At 69.1% G+C, this 17,895-nt stretch carries 20 protein-coding genes and 1 tRNA gene; 16 read left to right on the forward strand and 5 right to left on the reverse strand.

The genetic code is table 11. The annotated features are described in order from the left end of the window. A partial coding sequence (locus tag HX774_RS16465; protein WP_178828550.1) for a hypothetical protein occupies positions 1-237 on the forward strand: 237 nt, incomplete at its 5' end. A 341-nt stretch (positions 238-578) separates the two neighbouring features. Then, positions 579-977, forward strand: coding sequence for a DsbA family protein (locus HX774_RS20160; protein ID WP_255500508.1), 399 nt, complete (start codon positions 579-581; stop codon positions 975-977). Positions 978-1,115: 138 nt separating this feature from the next. Here the strand turns inward: HX774_RS20160 and HX774_RS16475 are convergent, their stop codons facing one another. Continuing rightward, a complete protein-coding gene (locus HX774_RS16475; RefSeq protein WP_178828552.1) occupies positions 1,116-1,922 on the reverse strand; it encodes a hypothetical protein in 807 nt (268 codons plus the stop codon). A 274-nt stretch (positions 1,923-2,196) separates the two neighbouring features. Between HX774_RS16475 and HX774_RS16480 the strand changes: the two genes are divergently transcribed. Both HX774_RS16480 and HX774_RS16485 read left to right on the forward strand, forming a co-directional pair. Continuing rightward, positions 2,197-2,481: a hypothetical protein gene (locus tag HX774_RS16480; protein ID WP_178828554.1), complete on the forward strand. Its 285-nt coding sequence runs from the start codon at positions 2,197-2,199 to the stop codon at positions 2,479-2,481. Between the two features lie 396 nt (positions 2,482-2,877). Then, the gene (locus HX774_RS16485) at positions 2,878-5,733 is read left to right on the forward strand and encodes a pitrilysin family protein (protein ID WP_178828556.1); all 2,856 of its coding nucleotides are present in this window, start codon (positions 2,878-2,880) and stop codon (positions 5,731-5,733) included. Positions 5,734-5,797: 64 nt separating this feature from the next. Here HX774_RS16485 and HX774_RS16490 read toward each other — a convergent pair whose 3' ends face one another. Then, positions 5,798-6,226, reverse strand: coding sequence for a hypothetical protein (locus HX774_RS16490; protein ID WP_178828558.1), 429 nt, complete (start codon positions 6,224-6,226; stop codon positions 5,798-5,800). A 64-nt stretch (positions 6,227-6,290) separates the two neighbouring features. On the opposite strand from HX774_RS16490, the gene HX774_RS16495 reads away from it, so the two are divergent. From HX774_RS16495 to HX774_RS16505, 3 genes are read left to right on the forward strand one after another with little or no spacing between them, the layout of a single operon-like run. Beyond that, positions 6,291-7,061, forward strand: coding sequence for an NYN domain-containing protein (locus HX774_RS16495; RefSeq protein ID WP_370523731.1), 771 nt, complete (start codon positions 6,291-6,293; stop codon positions 7,059-7,061). Between the two features lie 58 nt (positions 7,062-7,119). Beyond that, a complete protein-coding gene (cobT, locus tag HX774_RS16500) occupies positions 7,120-8,991 on the forward strand; it encodes a cobaltochelatase subunit CobT (protein WP_178828560.1) in 1,872 nt (623 codons plus the stop codon). Next, positions 8,988-9,959 (forward strand): esterase-like activity of phytase family protein, encoded by a 972-nt coding sequence (locus HX774_RS16505; protein WP_178828562.1) that lies wholly within the window; start codon positions 8,988-8,990, stop codon positions 9,957-9,959. Before cobT ends, HX774_RS16505 begins: the two co-directional genes overlap by 4 nt. A 158-nt stretch (positions 9,960-10,117) precedes the next feature. Here HX774_RS16505 and HX774_RS16510 read toward each other — a convergent pair whose 3' ends face one another. Genes HX774_RS16510 through HX774_RS16520 form a run of 3 tightly spaced genes read right to left on the reverse strand, consistent with a single transcriptional unit; the run spans position 10,118 to position 11,876 of the window. Further along, positions 10,118-10,708 carry a demethoxyubiquinone hydroxylase family protein gene (locus HX774_RS16510; RefSeq protein ID WP_178828564.1) on the reverse strand — a complete coding sequence of 197 codons (591 nt, stop codon included), beginning with the start codon at positions 10,706-10,708 and terminating at the stop codon, positions 10,118-10,120. A gap of 10 nt (positions 10,709-10,718) precedes the next feature. Further along, positions 10,719-11,258: a disulfide bond formation protein B gene (locus tag HX774_RS16515; RefSeq protein WP_178828566.1), complete on the reverse strand. Its 540-nt coding sequence runs from the start codon at positions 11,256-11,258 to the stop codon at positions 10,719-10,721. A gap of 36 nt (positions 11,259-11,294) precedes the next feature. Then, a complete protein-coding gene (locus HX774_RS16520; RefSeq protein WP_178828569.1) occupies positions 11,295-11,876 on the reverse strand; it encodes a YqaA family protein in 582 nt (193 codons plus the stop codon). A gap of 192 nt (positions 11,877-12,068) precedes the next feature. Between HX774_RS16520 and hppD the strand changes: the two genes are divergently transcribed. The 9 genes from hppD (at position 12,069) to HX774_RS16565 (ending at position 17,507) form a co-directional block, all read left to right on the forward strand. Further along, positions 12,069-13,157, forward strand: a complete 1,089-nt coding sequence (gene hppD / locus HX774_RS16525; protein ID WP_178828570.1) for a 4-hydroxyphenylpyruvate dioxygenase — start codon at positions 12,069-12,071, stop codon at positions 13,155-13,157. After that, on the forward strand, positions 13,158-13,340 hold the full coding sequence (locus tag HX774_RS16530; protein ID WP_114817626.1) for a hypothetical protein: 183 nt from the start codon (positions 13,158-13,160) through the stop codon (positions 13,338-13,340). It abuts the gene before it with no gap. Between the two features lie 156 nt (positions 13,341-13,496). Beyond that, a complete protein-coding gene (locus HX774_RS16535) occupies positions 13,497-14,579 on the forward strand; it encodes an isoaspartyl peptidase/L-asparaginase family protein (RefSeq protein WP_178828572.1) in 1,083 nt (360 codons plus the stop codon). Continuing rightward, positions 14,576-14,944: a cupin domain-containing protein gene (locus tag HX774_RS16540; protein ID WP_178828574.1), complete on the forward strand. Its 369-nt coding sequence runs from the start codon at positions 14,576-14,578 to the stop codon at positions 14,942-14,944. Before HX774_RS16535 ends, HX774_RS16540 begins: the two co-directional genes overlap by 4 nt. Further along, complete coding sequence (locus HX774_RS16545) at positions 14,941-15,411, forward strand: isoprenylcysteine carboxylmethyltransferase family protein (protein WP_178828576.1); 471 nt, start codon at positions 14,941-14,943, stop codon at positions 15,409-15,411. The genes HX774_RS16540 and HX774_RS16545 overlap by 4 nt, the downstream gene beginning before the upstream one ends. After that, positions 15,402-15,692, forward strand: a complete 291-nt coding sequence (locus HX774_RS16550) for a hypothetical protein (RefSeq protein WP_114817622.1) — start codon at positions 15,402-15,404, stop codon at positions 15,690-15,692. Before HX774_RS16545 ends, HX774_RS16550 begins: the two co-directional genes overlap by 10 nt. Before the next feature lie 67 nt (positions 15,693-15,759). Further along, positions 15,760-16,767, forward strand: coding sequence for a fumarylacetoacetate hydrolase family protein (locus HX774_RS16555; RefSeq protein ID WP_178828578.1), 1,008 nt, complete (start codon positions 15,760-15,762; stop codon positions 16,765-16,767). 62 nt (positions 16,768-16,829) lie between these two features. After that, entirely contained in the window at positions 16,830-17,351 is a 522-nt protein-coding gene (locus HX774_RS16560; protein WP_178828580.1) for a CcdC protein domain-containing protein, read from the forward strand. A gap of 71 nt (positions 17,352-17,422) precedes the next feature. Then, positions 17,423-17,507 (forward strand) — tRNA-Leu (locus HX774_RS16565). The last annotated feature ends 388 nt before the right edge of the window (positions 17,508-17,895 follow it).

Consider the following 17,895-nt stretch of genomic DNA (forward strand, 5'->3'; position numbering starts at 1 on the left):
GCCCTGTTCGAACAGGGCGAGGCGATGAACCAGGCCCGCTTTGACGAGCTGCTGGCCGAGCTGGAGGCGCGCCGCCCCGAACTGGAGGCCGTGCCCGAGGACGACCCCCGCGCGGCGCAGGCGCGCGCCTTGCAGGCCCGCGCCAACGAGCTGGAACGGCGCGCCGCCGTGGGCCACGGCCAGATGGACGAGGTCAACACCCTGCTGACGCCTCTGATGGGGCGCAAGGGGGCGTGAGGTCGCGCGCTCAGGCCGCCCGAAGGGCGTAGCGCACAAACAAAGCAGGGGCTGGCGCCGGTAATCAGCAACACTATATGGTGCGGATAACACGTCCGAGGAACTGCCATGACCGACGCCGCCCCCGCCCTGAAAACCCTGAAGATCGACTTCGTCTCGGACGTGGTCTGCCCCTGGTGCGTGGTGGGGCTGGGCGGGCTGACGACGGCCCTGGAGACGCTGAAGGGCGAGGGCGTCGCGGCGGACATCACCTTCCAGCCGTTCGAGCTGAACCCGCAGATGGCGCCCGAGGGCGAGAACATCGTCGNNTCCGCGAACGCGCCGCCGAGGTCGGCTTCGACATGCGGATGGGCGACGACAGCCGCATCTGGAACACCTTTGACGCCCACCGCCTGCTGCATTGGGCCCATGAGACGGCGCTCGCCAAAGGACCAAAGGATGCGCAGGAGGCGCTGAAGCGCGCCCTGTTCACCGCCCACTTCACCGAGAACCGCAACCTGACCGACGCCGGGGTCCTGACCCAGGCCGCCGAGGCCGCCGGGCTGGACCGGGCCGAGGCGGGCGAGGTCCTGGCCTCTGGGCGCTATGCGCCGGAGGTGCGCGCCGCCGAGGACCTGTGGCGGGCGCGGGGGATTACGTCGGTGCCGGCGGTGGTGGTCGAGGGGAAATACCTGATCAGCGGGGGGCAGCCGGCAGCGGCCTTTGAAGAGGCGCTGCGGAAGATTGCGGGGGAGAACTAAAGCCCTTCTCCCCTTGCGGGAGAAGGTGGGCGCCGGAGGCGCTCGGATGAGGGGTATAAGCGCCCCGCTTTCCGAATGTGTTCTCGCAGTCGAGGGGGCCAGGCGTCAGAGGTCGCGCCGACACCCCTCATCCGGCCCTTACGGGCCACTTTCTCCCTCAAGGGGAGAAGGATCGGGAAGCGGCGCCTCCTCTCCCGGAAAAACAGAGTCCAATTCGTCTGAATCGTCTGAAATCAGCCCCTCGGGGTCCAGCCGCGCCTTGAGGGCGGTCAGGCGGGCTTCGATGGCGAGGCGGCCCGCGTGGTCGTCGGGGGAGAGGAGGGCGGCGTCGCGGGCGACCTCGGCGACGGCTTTCAGGTCGGCTTCCAGCGTGGCGGCGGGGTCGGGTTCGGGCTCCGGCGCAGAGACCGGCGTGGGGGCGGCCATAAGGGCGGGGTCGCTGAGCGCGCGCCAGGTGCGCAGCCAGGAGGCGGCCTCGGCGGCGCGGCCGCGTTGCAGGGCGCGGTTGAGGCGCATCAGGGCCTGGGCCGCCATCTGGGTCAGGTCGGGCGGGGCGGCGTCGGGGTCTTCGTCATGGGGATCGGGCCAGACGTCTTCGACGTCGCTGCGGCGCCAGCCCTCGCGCGCGGCGCGGGAGCGCAGGGTCCCCAGCTTCAGGTCATAGCGGGCGCAGACGGCCTCGGCCGCGTCTCCGGCCAGATAGTCGCGCCGCGCCGCCGCCCAGGTCCGCGCCGAGCGGACGCGATAGCCGTCGCTGGCGGGGTCGTCTGCGGGGGCGTCCATAAGGTCGCCGCCGACCGGCGGGCCGTCCGCCCCGGCGGCTGTCGAGGGCCGGACATGGTCGGGGATATAGGTGGTGTCGCCAAACTCGTCCTGCTCCCATCGTCCCGAGGCGACGATCCGGGGCTCGCCCTCGTGCCAATATGCCTCCCGCGCGTCGTCCATCTCGCCTCCTCCTGCCTGCGGGAAGGAGGTTGGCGGACGGGTGCGTCAGGATCGGACGGGGGCTTTCCTCCCCATGAAATGGGGAGGTGGATCGGCGGCGCAGCCGACGAGACGGAGGGGGCGGCGGGACGTTTGGAGAAGGCGGCGTCGCCCCCTCCACCGCTTCGCGGTCCCCCTCCCCATGAAATGGGGAGGAAAACGGAGCGGCGGCTTGATCTGACATGCCCGGTCGCAGTTCGCGCGCGAGAGGGAGGCCGAGGGTCCACGCGTCGGGGTGGGCGTCGAGGTAGCGTTCGACGGCGGGGAATATGGCGCCCTGGATATTGTCCTTGCGCTTGTAGCCGCGGATCGTCGGCAGGCCGAGGTCGGCCAGGACCGAAGACAGATTCATGTGCTTGAACTCAACGGAGCGGTGCGACCGCCCGGTGCGCGCCATCAGGTCGCGGGCGTGGTGAGCCTTGACGTAGGGACGGCCCGTCAGTTCTGCGGCCAACATGGCGAAATAGGTCGCGACGATGGCGTCGAGTTCGTCGGCCTGCCAGTCGGTTCCTACTTTTGATGGGTCGATCATGGCCCCTCCGCCTACTGGAGGTTAGCTTTGCCTTGGGCGGTTGACCAGGCGGAGACCGAGGGTCGCCTGGCCCTCCCCACCCGGTCGCTAGAGCGACCACCCTCCCCGAACGGGGAGGGAGAAGGCGTTACCTATCGCATTGAGGGTTGTGGGTTTTCAGAAGGTTGGGGGCGGATCGGGGGGATTGGCGCGCCCTACCTGCCGAAAGAGCCATGCTGGGCGGATGAGCGGGAACCTGAAGGGCGGGCCGGCCCATTATCGCCTGGAGGCGTTGAAGGCGGCGGTCGAACATGAACAATCGTCCACATAGCAATGTGTCGCGTTGCCGTTCGGTGATGCGCGGCTAAGGTCCGGCCCAGCATTTTCTGTTGGGGACTGAAACTCATGCGCCTTGCCGCCTCTTCCGTCGCGCTCGCCGCCCTTATGGCCGTCGCTTCGCCCGTTCTGGCTCATACCGCTGCGCCCGCCGCCGCGCCGGCCGTGGCCGCGCCTTCGGCCACGCCGCTGCGCGGGGCGCCGGTGTCGGAACTGGTCGCGCGCGTCGATATTCCGTGGAAGCGCTTCCAGCTGGACAACGGCCTGACGGTGCTGGTCCACGAGGACCGCAAGGCGCCGGTGGTGGCGGTGTCGGTCTGGTATAACGTCGGGTCCAAGGACGAGCCCAAGGGGTCGACCGGGTTTGCGCACCTGTTCGAGCATCTGATGTTCGGCGGGTCCGAGAACTCGCCCATCAGCCACATTCAGTCGATGAGCTCGGCGGGCGCCTCGGTGCTGAACGGCACGACCTGGTTCGACCGCACCAACTACTTCCAGACGGTGCCGACCCCGGCGCTGGACTACACCCTGTATCTGGAGTCCGACCGCATGGGCTATCTGCTGGGGCAGGTCAGCCAGGAGGTGCTGGATCTGCAACGCGGCGTCGTCCAGAACGAGAAGCGCCAGGGCGACAACCAGCCCTATGGCCTGACCGAGTACGCCACGCTGGAAGCCCTGTTCCCCGAGGGCCACCCCTATCGCCACTCGACCATCGGCTCGATGGCGGATCTGGACTCGGCCAGCATGGAGACGGTGCGCGACTGGTTCCGTGAGAACTATGGCCCGAACAACGCCGTCCTGGTCCTGTCGGGCGACATCGACGAGGCCAAGGCCCGCGAGCTGACCCAGAAATACTTCGGCGCCATTGCGCGCGGTCCGGCCAACACCCCGGCGGCGGCCCCCGTCCCGACCCTGGCGGCGCCGGTCGAAGAGGTGCTGCGCGACCGCGTGGCCCAGACCCAGATCAGCCGCACCTGGGCCGTACCGGGCCTGGGCGATCCCGACTCCGTGCCGCTGAGCGTCGGCGCCTCGGTGCTGGGCGGTCTGGCCAGCTCGCGCCTGGACAACGTCCTGGTGCGCGACGAGCAGACGGCCTCCAGCGTTTCGGCCGAAAATCAGGTGTTCCAGCGCCTCAGCATGTTCAGCTACTCGGCCATGGTGAAGCCGGGCGCCTACGCCGAAGCCGTGGCCAAGCGCATGGACGCCGTTCTGGCCGATCTGATCGCCAACGGCCCGACCCAGGACGAGATCGACCGGGTCGTGACCCAGTTCGCCTCGCGCCGCATTCAGGGGCTGGAGACGGCCAACGGCAAGGCCTCGGTCCTGGCCGAGGGCCAGCTGTATGCGAACGATCCCGACTTCTACAAGAAGGAGCTGGCGGCCTATGCCGCCGTCACCCCGGCCCAGGTCCAGGCCGCGATGAAGAAGTGGCTGAGCCGCCCCGTCTATAGCCAGATCGTCGTGCCGGGCGAACGTGAAGCCTACGCCGACGCCGCCGCCGCCCCCTCAGGCGCGACCCCAACCCCGGCGGCGCCGATCCAGCGCGTGGCCCGCGAGGCCGCGCCCGCCATCGGCGACGTGTCCAACGTCGACTTCCCGTCGGTAGAACGCGCCGCCCTGTCGAACGGCATCGAGGTGGTCTACGCCCGCTCGGCCACCGTGCCGGTGACGCGCGTGGCGCTGGAGTTCGACGCCGGCGTGGCCGCCGACCGCGCCGACCGTCTGGGCGCGCTCAGCCTGATGCTGAACGTCATGCAGGAAGGCACCACGACGCGCGACTCCAAGGCCCTGGCCGAGGCGCAGGAGCGTCTGGGCGCCAGCGTCACGGTCGGCTCCTCGATGGACCGGACCACCGCCAGCCTGTCGACGGTCAGCACCAATCTGGAGCCCTCGCTGACCCTGCTGTCGGACGTGGTGCGCAACCCCGCCTTCGCGCCGAGCGAGGTCGAGCGCCTGCGCGCCGTGCGCCTGGCGGCCCTGGCCAATGAGAAGACCCAGCCCGCCGCCATCGCCGGCCGCGCCCTGCCGCCGCTGATCTATGGCGAAGGCCACCCCTATGGCCGGTCGTTCAGCGGCACGGGCGACGAAGCGGTGATCCGCAGCCTGACGCGCGCCGATCTGGTCGCCGATCACGCCGCCTGGATTCGCCCGGACAACGCCAAGCTGTTCGTGGTCTCGGACCTGCCGTTCGCCGAGCTGAAGCCGCAGTTGGAGGCCGCCTTCGGCGACTGGCGCGCGCCGTCGACGGCCAAGGGGACCAAGGCCTTCACCGCCGCCCTGCCCCAGACCTCGGCGCGGATCGTCCTGATCGACCGTCCGCAGTCGCCGCAGTCGCTGATCTATGGCGGTCAGGTTCTGCCGGTTTCGGGCAGCGACAACATCCTGACGCTGAGCACGGCCAACAGCGTCCTGGGCACCGACTTCCTGTCGCGGATCAACAATGACCTGCGCGAGACCAAGGGCTGGTCCTACGGCGTGCGGGGCAGCATCAACCCGCTTCAGAACCGCGCGCCCTACATCATCAACGCCCCGGTCCAGGCAAACCGCACGGGCGAGTCGATCGCGGCCCTGATCGGCCAGTATGACCGCTTCCTCAATGCCGAGGGCGTGACGCCGAAGGAGCGCGAGCGCACCGTGCTGGGCGACACGCGCGGCCTGTCGGGCAGCTACGAGACCTCGGCCCAGGTGCTGGGCGCCCTGCGCTCCAACGCCCTCTACGGTCGTCCCGACGGCTATCAGGAAAGCCTGGCCGGCCGCATCAACGCCCTGACGGCGGAACAGATGGACGCCGCCGCCCGCGCCGCCATCAAGCCCGCCAACTTCGTCTGGGTGGTGGTCGGCGACGCTTCGGTGGTCAAGCCCCAGCTGGACGCGCTGGGCCTGCCGGTCGAGGTGCGCGCGGCCCCGGCGGCGACGGCCCAGTAGGCCGCCTCAGCCGACGAAAAGGAAAGGCCGGCGGGGCGACCCGCCGGCCTTTTTCGTTGAACGCCTATCGTTTGCGGAAGCGGGCGGCGTCGGCGGCCAGGCTGGAACCCCAGTCGGTCGTGGGGTGGTCGGGCTCGGCGTGGAAGGGCAGTTCGCCGGCGACGCCGCGGATCGCCAGGGCCAGAGGCAGGGCGTAGTGAGGCAGAAGGCGCAGCGGCTTCCGGCGCTTGTCGGTCACGTCCCAACCCAGGGTCTCGAAGGCCTCGGCCAGATCGGCGCCTTCCAGACGGTGGATGTCGTCCCAATCGGCGGGCCGTTCGACGGCCTCGGCGGCGTCGCCGGTCAGGCCGAACAGGGCCTGGGTCAGGGCGTCGATCTCGGGGAACTCGTCGCGGGCGTCGGGATCGGCGTAGCGCGGCTTCATCAGCGCCTTCAGTTCCAGATCATCGACGCCGGGCAGGTCGATCAGGCGGCGCAAGGGGGCTTGGGTCATGGCCCGCCATAGCACGATCGCTGGCGGTTGACCGCGCCCGCGAGCGGTAAGAGGCTGGCGCGTCGTGAAGATCATTGAGGCCCGCTCCATGCCGACCGACCTGCCCACCGCCGCCCGCGCGCCGCGCCTGGCCGTGCTGATCGACGGCGAGAACGCCTCGGCCCGCATCGCCGAGGCCCTGTTCACGGAAATCGCCACCCTGGGCGAGGCCAGCGCCAGACGCATCTATGGCGACGCGGCCAGTCCGTCGCTGAAGGGATGGATCGAGGTCCTGCCCCGCTGGGCCATCCAGTGGCAGCAGAATTTCGCCAACACCAGGGGCAAGAACTCGGGCGACATCGCCCTGGTCATCGACGCCATGGACCTGCTGCATTCGGGGCGGTTCGACGGCTTCTGCCTGGTGTCGTCGGACAGCGACTTCACCCGGCTGGCGGCGCGCATCCGCGAGCAGGGGGTGCCGGTCTATGGCTTTGGCGAGCGCAAGACGCCGGAAAGCTTCCGCCAGGCCTGCACCCGCTTCATCTACACCGAGAACCTGACCGGACGGGGCGGCGGCGGCGACGACAGCGAAGAGCCGACGCCCGCGCCGGTCGCCGAGAAAAAGCCGTCGGACGCCGTGCGCCTGATCGCCGCCGCCATCGCAGACATGGACGAGGACGGCGACGGCTGGGTCAATATCGGCGGCATCGGCAACCGGCTGAGGAACGCCTATCCCGACTTCGACCAGCGTACCTACGGCCACGCCAAGCTGTCCGACCTGATCCGCGCCACCGGCCGTTTTGACGTCGAGGCCGGGGCGGGCGGGGCCATGCGGGTGCGGGTCAAACCCCGCTAAGTCCAAGTAAGAGCCGCCGCCCCCTTCCCCCGCGCGCGGGGTGGTCTATGTGTGGGCCATGGCCGCCGCAGAGACCCCCGTCGAGACCTTCAAACGCGCTTTGGCGAACGCCGCGCGCGCCCTGGCCGAGCAGGCCGAACTGGAGGTCAACTTTGGTTCGGACGGGCCGAGGCTGTCCAACGGCGTCCTGACCCTGCCCCATCCGCCGCGCGATCCGGCAGGGCCCGAGAGCGCGACCCTGCGCGGTCAGGCCGACCGGCTGGCCCTGCGGCTGGCCAATCACGACGAGGCCCTGAACGCGCGCCTGCGGCCGATTGACCAGACGGCGGCCGAGGTGTTCGACGCGGTCGAGCAGGCCCGGGTCGAGGCGGTCGGCGCGCGCGAACTGAAGGGCGTGCGCAACAATATGAACGCGGCGCTTCTGACCCGGCTGGAGAAGTCGGGCGCCCTTAGGGCCGAGGCCGAGCGGGTGCCGGTGGCCGAGGCGGCGGCCCTTCTGGTGCGCGAGCGGCTGACGGGCGAGCCCTCGCGCGACGGGCTCAAGACCATGCTGGATCTGGTGCGGTCCAATATGGAGCTGAAGGCGGGGGCCGAACTGGACGCCCTGGCCGCCGTGGCCGACGACCAGACGGCGTTTGCGGCGAAGCTAAAGGACGTGCTGCGGGCGCTGGACCTCGACCCCGGCGACGGCCAGGCCGAGGACGCCAATGACGAGGAGGGCGAGGACGAGCCGGACGGCTCGCAGCAGGACGCGCCGGACGAGCAGGAACAGGAAGAAGAGGACGGCGGCGAAGGCGGGCAGTCGCTGGAGGGCACGGCCGACGACCAGTCCGCCGAGGACGAGCGCCAGACCCGCCCCGACGGCGCCCCGGCCGATCCCGACGGCGAGGCCTCGGACGACGGCCCCGAAATGAACGAAGGCGTCCTGCCCAATCGTCAGGACAGCGTCGACGACGGGCGCGCCGTGGACGCCTACCGCGTCTTCACCACCGCCTATGACGAGACCATCGGCGCAGAAGAGTTGTGCGACCCGATGGAGCTGGACCGGCTGCGGTCGCTGCTGGACGCCCAGCTGGCGACGCTGTCGAGCGTGGTGTCGCGTCTGGCCAACAAGCTGCAGCGCCGCCTGATGGCGCAGCAGAACCGCAGCTGGGCCTTCGATCTGGAAGAAGGCGTGCTGGACACCGCGCGCCTGACCCGCGTCATCACCGATCCGACCAGCCCCCTGTCGTTCAAGATGGAGAGCGAGAGCCCCTTCCGGGACACGGTCGTGACCCTGCTGATCGACAACTCGGGCTCGATGCGCGGGCGGCCGATCATGGTGGCGGCGGTCTGCGCCGACATCCTGGCGCGGACGCTGGAACGGTGCGGGGTCAAGGTCGAGATCCTGGGCTTCACCACCCGCGCCTGGAAGGGCGGGCAGTCGCGCGAGGCCTGGATCAGCGCCGGCAAGCCCGCCAACCCCGGTCGTCTGAACGACCTGCGCCACATCATCTACAAGTCCGCCGACGCGCCCTGGCGCCGGGCCAAGAAGAACCTGGGCCTGATGATGCGCGAGGGCCTGCTGAAGGAGAACATCGACGGCGAGGCCCTGACCTGGGCGCACGAACGGCTTCTGGGCCGGACCGAGTCGCGCCAGATCCTGATGGTCATCTCGGACGGTTCGCCGGTTGACGACTCGACGCAATCGGCCAACGCCGCCCTCTATCTGGACAAGCACCTGCGTCAGGTGATCGAGCAGATCGAGACCAAGTCGCCGGTCGAACTGATCGCCATCGGCATCGGCCACGACGTGACCCGCTGGTATCGCCGCGCCGTGACCATCGTCGACGTCGAGCAGCTGGCCGGGGTCATGACCGAAAAGCTGGCCGAGCTGTTCGAGGCCAAGCCGAAGACGGTCGCCAGAACCCCGGGGAAGCGGGCGGCGTGAATCGACGGGTCTATGTCGCGGCCTTGGCGGCGTTGACGCTGGCGGCCTGCGCCGGCGCGGTCGTGACTTCGCAGCCGTGGACGCCGACGCCCGAAGCGGACGGCTGGAGCCCGGCCAGCGTATCGACCCGCCCGGTCGGACTGGGCCTGCCGGGCGCGCTTTTGGCCCAGGGCGTGCGTTACGCTGGGGGCGTGACCGTGCTGGCGGGGGCGGACTCGCCGCTGCACAGCCTGTCGGACCTGAAGCTGACCGGCGACGGCGGCTTCATCGCCGTGTCGGACGTCGGCGATCTGGCGCGCGGGACCTTGGCGCTGGATCGCGAGGGGCGGCTGGTCGGGCTGGAAGGGCTGGGCGTGCGCCGCCTGACGCTGACCGACGGGGCGCCGATCAGCCAGAAGATCGACGGCGACGCCGAGGGGCTGGCCGTCACCGCCGGCGGCGACCTGCTTGTCAGCTTCGAGCGCGACCATCGCATCTGGAACTACGGTCCGTTGACGGCGCTGCGGTCGCCCGCAGCCGTGCGGCGGCCGGACTTCCCCTTCCCCGAGAACGATGGGATGGAGGGGCTGGCGGCGTCGGGCGACGGCTGGCGGGTGGCGGGCGAATCCGGCGGGGTCTGGGACTGTTCAGCCCTGGGTTGCGCCGTCGCAGTTGCGCCGCCCGAGACGCCGCTGGCCGACAGCGACTATCGCATCACCGGCATGGACCGCGATCCGGCGGGCGGCTGGTTCGTGGTGCAGCGCTCCTATCGCGCCCCCATCGACGTGCGGGCGCGCGTGCGGCGCATGGCGGCGGACGGGAGGCTGGGGCCGGTGCTGGTCGAGCTGAAGCTGCCGGGGACGACGGATAATTTCGAGGGGATCGCGGCGGAGCGGCGGGGCGAGCGGACGCGGATTTATGTGCTGTCCGACAATAATTCTCTCGCCGTGCAGCGGACGATGATGCTGGCGTTTGATGTAACCGCCTGATCCTTCTCCCCTTGCGGGAGAAGGTGGCCGAGCAAGGCGAGGTCGGATGAGGGGTTTCTGGCGCGCGGATGACGGGCAGTCTTGCGAGGTCTGCGAGACCCCTCATCCGTCAGCCTTCGGCTGCCACCTTCTCCCGCAAGGGGAGAAGGAAGAAGAAGTTAGATCCGTTCGCTGATCTTGATGGCGGCCTTGCAGCCGACCTTGATGACGCTTGAGAGCAACCGATACCCAGGCGCTTCGCGGCTGCCGTGGGCGATGGCGTGGTCGTGGTGGGCCAGTTCCTCTTCGCGGAACTTGGTCAGTTCGGCGGCCAGTTCGGGGTCGCGGTCGCGGACCTCCTCGATCTGGTCGGCGTAGTGTTGCTCGATGACGCTCTCGACCGCCTCGGTGCAGGCGTGGGCGGCCTTCTCGCTGATCAGGGCGGTGCCGGCGCCGAGCGCGGTGGCGGCCAGTTTCCACAGCGGGATCATGGCCGTGGGGCGGACGCGGTTCTCGGTCAGCAGGGCTTCGAAGCGGGCCAGGTGGACGGCCTCGTGGCCCTCCATCTCGGTCAGGTCGGCGGCGATGGCGGCCTTGCCCTTGCGGCATTCCAGCACGGCGCGCTGGGCGCGGTAGATGTGGACGGCGGCGAACTCGCCCGCGTGATCGACGCGCAGCATCTCGGCCATGCGGGCGCGGGTCTGGCCCACGCCGGGGCGCGGCAGGGGGATGCGGCGGGCGGCGGCGACGGTGTCGGATGCCTCGGTCATGGTCGGCCTTCTACACCTTCGGGGCGCGCGCGTCCTTGGGACGTTTCGCCGCCAGCAGACTGAAGATCGCCAGGGCCAGCGAGATCAGGACGTTCCAGCCCGCCATCGAAATCCCCAACAGGCTCCAGGGCACGTCGCCGCAGCCGACGACAGGCTTCATCTCGGTCGTGCCGGCAGCCAGGGCGCTGAGCCCTTCCAGATTGAAGGCCAGGGGATCGCCCCCCGAACAGGTGGCCGGCAGGGCCCACCACTTCAACTCGCCACCCGCGTGATAGCCAGCGGTGATCGCCCCGGTGAAGAAGACGGCGGCCAGCAGGAAGGAGGCGATGCGCGGCGTGCCGCGGCTGGCGCGGCTGAACACGGCCCAGAAGGTGGCGGCCCCGGCGATGGCGACGGCCGCCCAATAGACCTCGCGCTGCTTGAGGCAGAGGTTGCAAGGCGGCAGGCCCGCGAACCGCTCGAAGGCGTGAGCGGCGCCCAGCATGGCCAGGGAGGCCGCCAGCGCAAAGGCGGTCCACCAGCGGGTCAGTCGTTGATACAGGCGCGTCATGGCGCCTTTCTTAGACGCAGCCGGGGCCGGCGTCGATCAGTGTCCGACAAGCTTGACCGCAAAGACCGCGCCGACCAGCAGAACCAGGAACAGCACGGTGAACAGGGCCAGTCGTTTCTCGATCACGGCCAGCATGGGCTCGCCCCAGCGCTTGAGCACGAAGGCCACCAGGAAGAAGCGGGCGCCGCGCGTGATCACGCACAGGGCGACGAACAGGGCCAGATTGAACTGGAAGATGCCCGAGGCGATGGTGATCAGCTTGAACGGGATCGGCGTCAGACCCTTGATCAGGATGACCCAGGCCCCATGCTGCTGAAACAGGGCCTTGGAGGCCTCGAAGGTGTCGGCCTTGCCCAACACCGCCAGCATCCACATGCCGACCGGCTCCAGGAAGAAGCCGATGGCGTAGCCCAGCAGGCCGCCCAGGACCGAGGCGAGCGTGCAGACCGTGGCGTAGAAATAGGCGCGTTCCGGCTTGGCCAGCACCATGGGCGCCAGCATGACGTCGGGCGGAATGGGGAAGAAGGAGCTTTCCGCGAAGGAGACCACGGCCAGCGACCGGGTGGCGTGACGGTGGCGGGCCAGAGAGAAGACCCAGTCATAGAGCTTGCGAAGCATACAGGCGTCCCGGTTGCGCCTGCGGCTCCTAGCAGGCCCGAAGCCTGCGCGCATCCGTCGATAATCGCCTGCGACACCGCAACGTGTCCTGTTTCGGATCAGCCCCGCCTTGCGCCCGACGGGGGGCGCCCATTAGGTTCCGCCCCAATCGGCGGCAGGAGCCGCCACTAAAATATTGAGAGGAGACGCGTCATGCAGGACGCCGCCGCCAAACTCGACCAGGAAAACCCGCTGGGCGTGGACGGTTTCGAATTCGTGGAATTCACCGGCCCGGTGCCGGAATCCATGATCGCCCGGCTGGAGCTGATGGGCTTCACCCCGACCCATGTGAACCCGACCACCGACGCCGTGCGCCTGAAGCAGGGCGACATCACCATGCTGGTCAACCGCAGCCCCAAGGGCCAGGCGGCGGACTTCGCCAAGGACCACGGCCCCTCGGCCAACGGCATGGCCTTCCGCGTCGCCGACGCCAAGGCCGCCTATGAGGGCGCGCTGGAACGCGGCGCCCGCGCCGCCGAGGGCGTGCACGGCGGGGCGCTGGGGAACGACTATCCCTATATCCTGCAAGGCATCGGCGGTTCGCTGCTCTATGTCATAGACCAGTACGGCGAGCAGGGCTCGCTGTATGACGCCTGGGACGAGATCGAGGGCTGGGAAGAGGCCGAGCGCAAGAACTCCATGGGCCTCGAAATCCTCGACCACCTGACCCACAACGTGCGCCGCGGCGAGATGCGCACCTGGTCGGGCTTCTATGGGTCGGTGTTCAACTTCGAAGAGCAGAAGTATTTCGACATCAAGGGCAAGGCGACCGGCCTGTTCTCGCAGGCCATGATCGCGCCCGACCGCGCCATCCGCATCCCACTGAACGAGAGCCAGGACGACAACTCGCAGATCGAGGAGTTCCTGCGCCGCTATAACGGCGAGGGCATCCAGCACATCGCCTTGACCACCGAGAACATCTTCGAAACGGTCGAGGCCATGAAGGCGCGCGGCGTGGCCTTCCAGGACACGATCGAGACCTATTTCGAGCTGATCGACAAGCGCCTGCCCAACCATGGCGAGGACGTGGAGCGGATGCGCAAGAACCGCATCCTGATCGACGGTTCGGACGAGGAAGGCCTGCTGCTGCAGATCTTCACCCAGGACACCTTCGGTCCGATCTTCTTCGAGATCATCCAGCGCAAGGGCAATGAAGGCTTCGGCAACGGCAACTTCCAGGCCCTGTTCGACTCCATCGAGCTGGACCAGATCCGTCGCGGCGTCATCAAGGTCGACGCCTGAATGAAGATGCGGCCGCCGCACTGGCTGCCCTGGCTCGGCCCGCTTCTGGCGGCCGGGGCCGGGGCGCTGGCCGGGGAATACTGGCTGGGGGGAGGCTTCTGGATGGTGCTGTTCGCGGCCCTGTTCTGCGGCTTCGCCCCCATCCTGGGCTACCGCGTCTGGAAGAGACTGCATCACCGATGACGATTTCCTCCCCATGACCATGGGGAGGGGACCACGCCGTGGTGGAGGGGGCGGCGCTGATATCCGCCGCCTGAGTCGCCCCCTCCGTCACGGCCGCTTGCGCGCCGCGCCGCCTCCCCATCAAATGGGGAGGAAAGATTTGAGGGGGAACCGACCATGAAGACATCCATCCTGAGCGCCGTTGCGGCCCTGGGCCTGCTGGCGACGGCGGCCCATGCCGAAGACGCCCCGAAATGGTCGCTGGCCATCCACGGGGGGGCGGGCGTGATCGAGCGCGCCGAGCTGTCGCCGGAACGCGACGCCGCCTATCGCGCAGGCTTGCAGGCGGCGCTGGACGCCGGTTCGGCGGTGCTGGCCCGTGGCGGCTCGGCCCTGGACGCGGTCCAGGCCGCGGTCGAGACCCTGGAAGAGAACCCCCTGTTCAACGCCGGACACGGCGCGGTCTTCACCGCCGCCGGCAGGAACGAACTGGACGCCGCCGTGATGAACGGCGCTGACCTGACCGCCGGGGCCGTCGCCGGCCTGACCCGCACCCGCCACCCGATCGCAGCGGCGCGGGCGGTGATGGAGAAGTCCCCCCACGTCATGCTGATCGGCGAAGGCGCGGACAGCTTCTCCGCCTCGGCCGGTCTGGAACAGGTCGCCCCCAGCTTCTTCTTCACCGAGAGCCGCTGGCAGGCGCTGCTGACCGCCCTGCGCGAAGCGGGCCAGCCCCTGCCCGCGCGCCCGACGGGCGCCCCGCCCGAGCCGTCGACGCTCGGCAAGCCCGTGCCCCTGGCCTCGATCAACGAAGCCCCGCTGAACGAGCGCAAGTTCGGCACGGTCGGCGCCGTGGCCCTGGACAGCCAGGGCCGTCTGGCCGCCGGCACCTCGACCGGGGGCATGACCGCCAAGCGCTGGGGCCGGGTCGGCGACGTGCCGGTGATCGGCGCCGGGACCTACGCCTCCAACGCCGACGGCTGCGCCGTCTCGGCCACCGGATCGGGCGAGTATTTCATCCGCGCCACCGTGGCGCGCGACATCTGCTCGCGCACCTCGACGGGCATGGGGGTTCAGGCCGCCGCTGACGCCGAGATCGCGGACGTCGGCTCCATCGGCGGCGACGGCGGCGTCATCGTCATGGGCAAGGACGGCGCGGTCGCCTTCTCAATGAACACCTCGGGCATGTATCGCGGCAGCGTATCGTCCAGCGCCGCCCCCCGCGTAGCTATCTACGCCGACGAGCCAAACTCGCGATGACCGGCGGGGTCGTCGATCTGGAGCAGAAGTTCGGCGGCTTTTCCGACCACTGGCGGCCGCGCGTCGCGGCGCAGCTGAATGGGCAGGACGTGCGGCTGGTCAAGGTCCAGGGGGTCTTCCCCTGGCATAGCCATGCCGACGCCGAGGAGATGTTCCTGGTCTGGAAGGGCCGGTTCCGGGTCGAGTTCCGCGACCGCGTGGAGACGCTGGGCCCCGGCCAGTTCATCGTCGTGCCGCGCGGCGTCGAACACCGCACCGCCGCCGACGAGGAGGCCGAGGTGATGATCTTCGAGCCCTCAGAGGTGATCAATACCGGCGACGCCCCGACCTCGGACTTCACCGCGCCCCCCGGACAGACGATATGACGACACGCGACCATCCCGGCGTCATCGCCCCGCCCCCGCTGATCTATCTCGGCTTCCTGCTGGCGGGATACGGCGTGGGCCAACTGGTCAGCGAGCCGTCGCTGGGGCTGAATGTCGATCTGCGGCGTGGCCTGGCCTTCGTCTTGGTGATCAGCGGCCTGCTGCTGGACGGCATCGCGGCGGGGACCTTCCGCCGTCTGGGCACCCCGCCCGAGCCGTGGAAACCGACCACCGCCCTGGCCACCGGCGGCCTCTACAAATACAGCCGCAATCCGATCTACGTCGGCTTCGCCGTCACCTACGCCGGGTTCGCCATCGCCATGGACAGCCCGGTCGCCCTGGCCCTGCTGGTCCCCTGCCTGATCGTGGTCGACCGCTTCGTCATCGCCCGCGAAGAGCGCTATCTGACGACCAAATTCGGCGCCGAATACCAAGCCTATCAAGGAAAGGTCCGCCGATGGCTGTGACCCCGAACCGACCCGCTCCGCACGCCGACGAACTGTCGGAAATGGCCATCGAGGAACTGGACGCCGCCTGCGGCCTGCTGTGGGTCGAGATGAAGGCGATCACACCCTGGGGCGACGTCTATGAGGGCGTGGCTCCGTCCGGCCGCGCGGTCGAGATCGAGCGCCGCTATCTGTGGTCGCACGAACCCGCCGGCGCCATCGCCGTGGAGGTCGAGGTGCGCGATCCCGCCCTTCGCACCGGGGCCGAGGCGCGCGCCGTCATCTCGCCCCCGAATAGTTGATCGAACGGCGGCTTTACGACCGCCGACGCCGCTTCCCAACCGCCTCGCCTCGGACTAGCTTCGCCCTATGAAACTCGCCTCGCTCAAGCACGGCCGTGACGGCCGCCTCGTCGTCGTCTCCAGGGACCTGAACTGGTTCACTGACGCCTTCCTGATTGCGCCCACGCTGCAGGCGGCGCTGGATGACTGGGAGCGCTGCGAGCCCCTGCTGCGGGCCCTGGCCGAGAGCCTGGAGCATGAAGCCGTGCCGCGCGGCCGCTTCCACGAGCGCGACGCCGCCGCCCCCCTGCCCCGCGCCTATCAGTGGGCCGACGGCTCGGCCTATGTGAACCACGTCGAACTGGTGCGCAAAGCGCGCGGCGCCGAGATGCCCGCGACCTTCTGGACCGATCCGCTGATGTATCAAGGCGGCTCCGACCAATTCATGGGTCCGCGCGACGCCATCCCGCTGAAGGACGAGGCCTGGGGCTGCGACCTGGAGGCCGAGATCGTGGTCGTGACCGGCGACGTGCCGCTGGGCGCCACGCGCGACGAGGCCCTGTCTTCGATCCGCCTGGTCGGCCTGGTCAACGATGTCTCGCTCCGCAATCTGATCCCCGGCGAACTGGCCAAGGGCTTCGGCTTCGTCCAGTCCAAGCCCGCCAGCGCCCTGTCGCCGGTCTTCGTCACGCCGGATGAACTCGGTGATCGCTGGAAGGACGGCAAGCTGTCGGGCGAGCTTCTGGTCCAGTTGAACGGCGCCGACTTCGGCAAGGCCGACGCGGGCGTCGACATGACCTTCGACTTCGGCGTTCTGATCGCCCATCTGGCCAAGACTCGCGCCCTGATCGCCGGGTCCATCATCGGCTCGGGCACGGTGTCGAACAAGGACGCCGACGGCGGTCCGGGCAAGCCCGTGGCCGAAGGCGGTCTGGGCTATTCCTGCATCGCCGAGGTCCGCACCGTCGAGACCATCCTGACCGGCGAGGCCAAGACCCCCTTCCTCAAGCACGGCGACACCGTCCGCATCGAGATGCTGGACGACGGGCGCCACACCATCTTCGGCGCCATCGAACAGACGGTCGCCCCGGCCTGATCTCCGCTTTTCGAGCGCCGTTCGTCGCGATAGGCTGACGGCGCTCGGAGGGGGAGTTTCGCATGTCGCCGCAAACCATGGGCCCGCTGATCGGCATCGGCGTGGCCCTGATCATCATCCTGCTGCGCAACCGCCGCAAACGGACCCTGAGGCCGCATCTGCTGTGGGTCATGCCCCTGCTGGTCACGACCGCGATCGGCTTTGGTCTGTGGGCCAACACCCAGCACCCGCAGTTCGGCCCCCTGGCCTGGATCGCCTTCATCGCCGCTCTCGCCTTGGGCGGCGTCGCCGGCTGGTGGCGCGGCAAGACCATCACCATCGAGAAGGAGCTCGACGGCTCGCTGAAGGCCCAGGCCTCGCCGCTGGGGCTAATCCTGGTGGTCGGCCTATTCGCGGCCCGGGCCGGCCTGCGCGAGGTGATGGCGGTCAACGGCGCCGCCTGGCATCTGGACGCGGTCGTCGTCACCGACGCCTTCATGATCTTCGCCATCGGACTGATCATCACCCAACGCATCGAAATCTACATCCGCGCCCGCCGCATTCTGGCCGGCGGAACCGACAGCCACGTCGAGCTCGCGGCCTAGTTTCCAAAGCGACGCTTTCGTCGATTGACCCGGCGAATTCCGCCGCTAGATTGCGCGCCTCCCAGACCTGTGCGGGTGTGGTGGAATTGGTAGACGCGCTGGATTCAAAATCCTGTTCCGAGAGGAGTGCCGGTTCGAGCCCGGCCACCCGCACCATCTGGGATTTCAATGCTTAGGCCCGGTTTCGACCGAGCTTTTGCGTCTTTTGCGGCGTTGAACGCCTCGGTTCGAGCCCGGACGCCCCTCCCCTTTCTGACATCGCCATCAACCGGAACGCAGCCTTGGCCGTTCTGGCGCATTCAGTTTGCGAGGAGGGATACTGTGCGTCTCAGCGCCCCCGCGACATGGGCTGAAACAAAGAATGAGCCCCAACCAGCTTGATTAAGCGGACACAAGTGTCCACTTGGCGTTCTTCATGACCCGTCCTCTTAGAAAAGACGCCGCCGAACGACGCGAAGCGCTGCTGAAAGCGGCCGCCGAGGCTTTCGCGTGCGACGGGCTGGACACGCCGCTGCACCTGATCGCCGAGCGGGCGGGGGTGGGG

Source organism: Brevundimonas sp. P7753, assembly GCF_013386595.1.
In the GTDB taxonomy this organism is placed as follows: domain Bacteria; phylum Pseudomonadota; class Alphaproteobacteria; order Caulobacterales; family Caulobacteraceae; genus Brevundimonas; species Brevundimonas bullata.

Coding starts and splice junctions, on each gene's coding strand:
- HX774_RS20160 (WP_255500508.1), top strand. CDS start 579: ATGCGGATGGGCGACGACAGCCGCATCTGGAACACCTTTGACGCCCAC.
- HX774_RS16475 (WP_178828552.1), bottom strand. CDS start 1,922: ATGGACGACGCGCGGGAGGCATATTGGCACGAGGGCGAGCCCCGGATC.
- HX774_RS16485 (WP_178828556.1), top strand. CDS start 2,878: ATGCGCCTTGCCGCCTCTTCCGTCGCGCTCGCCGCCCTTATGGCCGTC.
- HX774_RS16490 (WP_178828558.1), bottom strand. CDS start 6,226: ATGACCCAAGCCCCCTTGCGCCGCCTGATCGACCTGCCCGGCGTCGAT.
- cobT (WP_178828560.1), top strand. CDS start 7,120: ATGGCCGCCGCAGAGACCCCCGTCGAGACCTTCAAACGCGCTTTGGCG.
- HX774_RS16510 (WP_178828564.1), bottom strand. CDS start 10,708: ATGACCGAGGCATCCGACACCGTCGCCGCCGCCCGCCGCATCCCCCTG.
- HX774_RS16515 (WP_178828566.1), bottom strand. CDS start 11,258: ATGACGCGCCTGTATCAACGACTGACCCGCTGGTGGACCGCCTTTGCG.
- HX774_RS16520 (WP_178828569.1), bottom strand. CDS start 11,876: ATGCTTCGCAAGCTCTATGACTGGGTCTTCTCTCTGGCCCGCCACCGT.
- hppD (WP_178828570.1), top strand. CDS start 12,069: ATGCAGGACGCCGCCGCCAAACTCGACCAGGAAAACCCGCTGGGCGTG.
- HX774_RS16530 (WP_114817626.1), top strand. CDS start 13,158: ATGAAGATGCGGCCGCCGCACTGGCTGCCCTGGCTCGGCCCGCTTCTG.
- HX774_RS16535 (WP_178828572.1), top strand. CDS start 13,497: ATGAAGACATCCATCCTGAGCGCCGTTGCGGCCCTGGGCCTGCTGGCG.
- HX774_RS16540 (WP_178828574.1), top strand. CDS start 14,576: ATGACCGGCGGGGTCGTCGATCTGGAGCAGAAGTTCGGCGGCTTTTCC.
- HX774_RS16545 (WP_178828576.1), top strand. CDS start 14,941: ATGACGACACGCGACCATCCCGGCGTCATCGCCCCGCCCCCGCTGATC.
- HX774_RS16550 (WP_114817622.1), top strand. CDS start 15,402: ATGGCTGTGACCCCGAACCGACCCGCTCCGCACGCCGACGAACTGTCG.
- HX774_RS16555 (WP_178828578.1), top strand. CDS start 15,760: ATGAAACTCGCCTCGCTCAAGCACGGCCGTGACGGCCGCCTCGTCGTC.
- HX774_RS16560 (WP_178828580.1), top strand. CDS start 16,830: ATGTCGCCGCAAACCATGGGCCCGCTGATCGGCATCGGCGTGGCCCTG.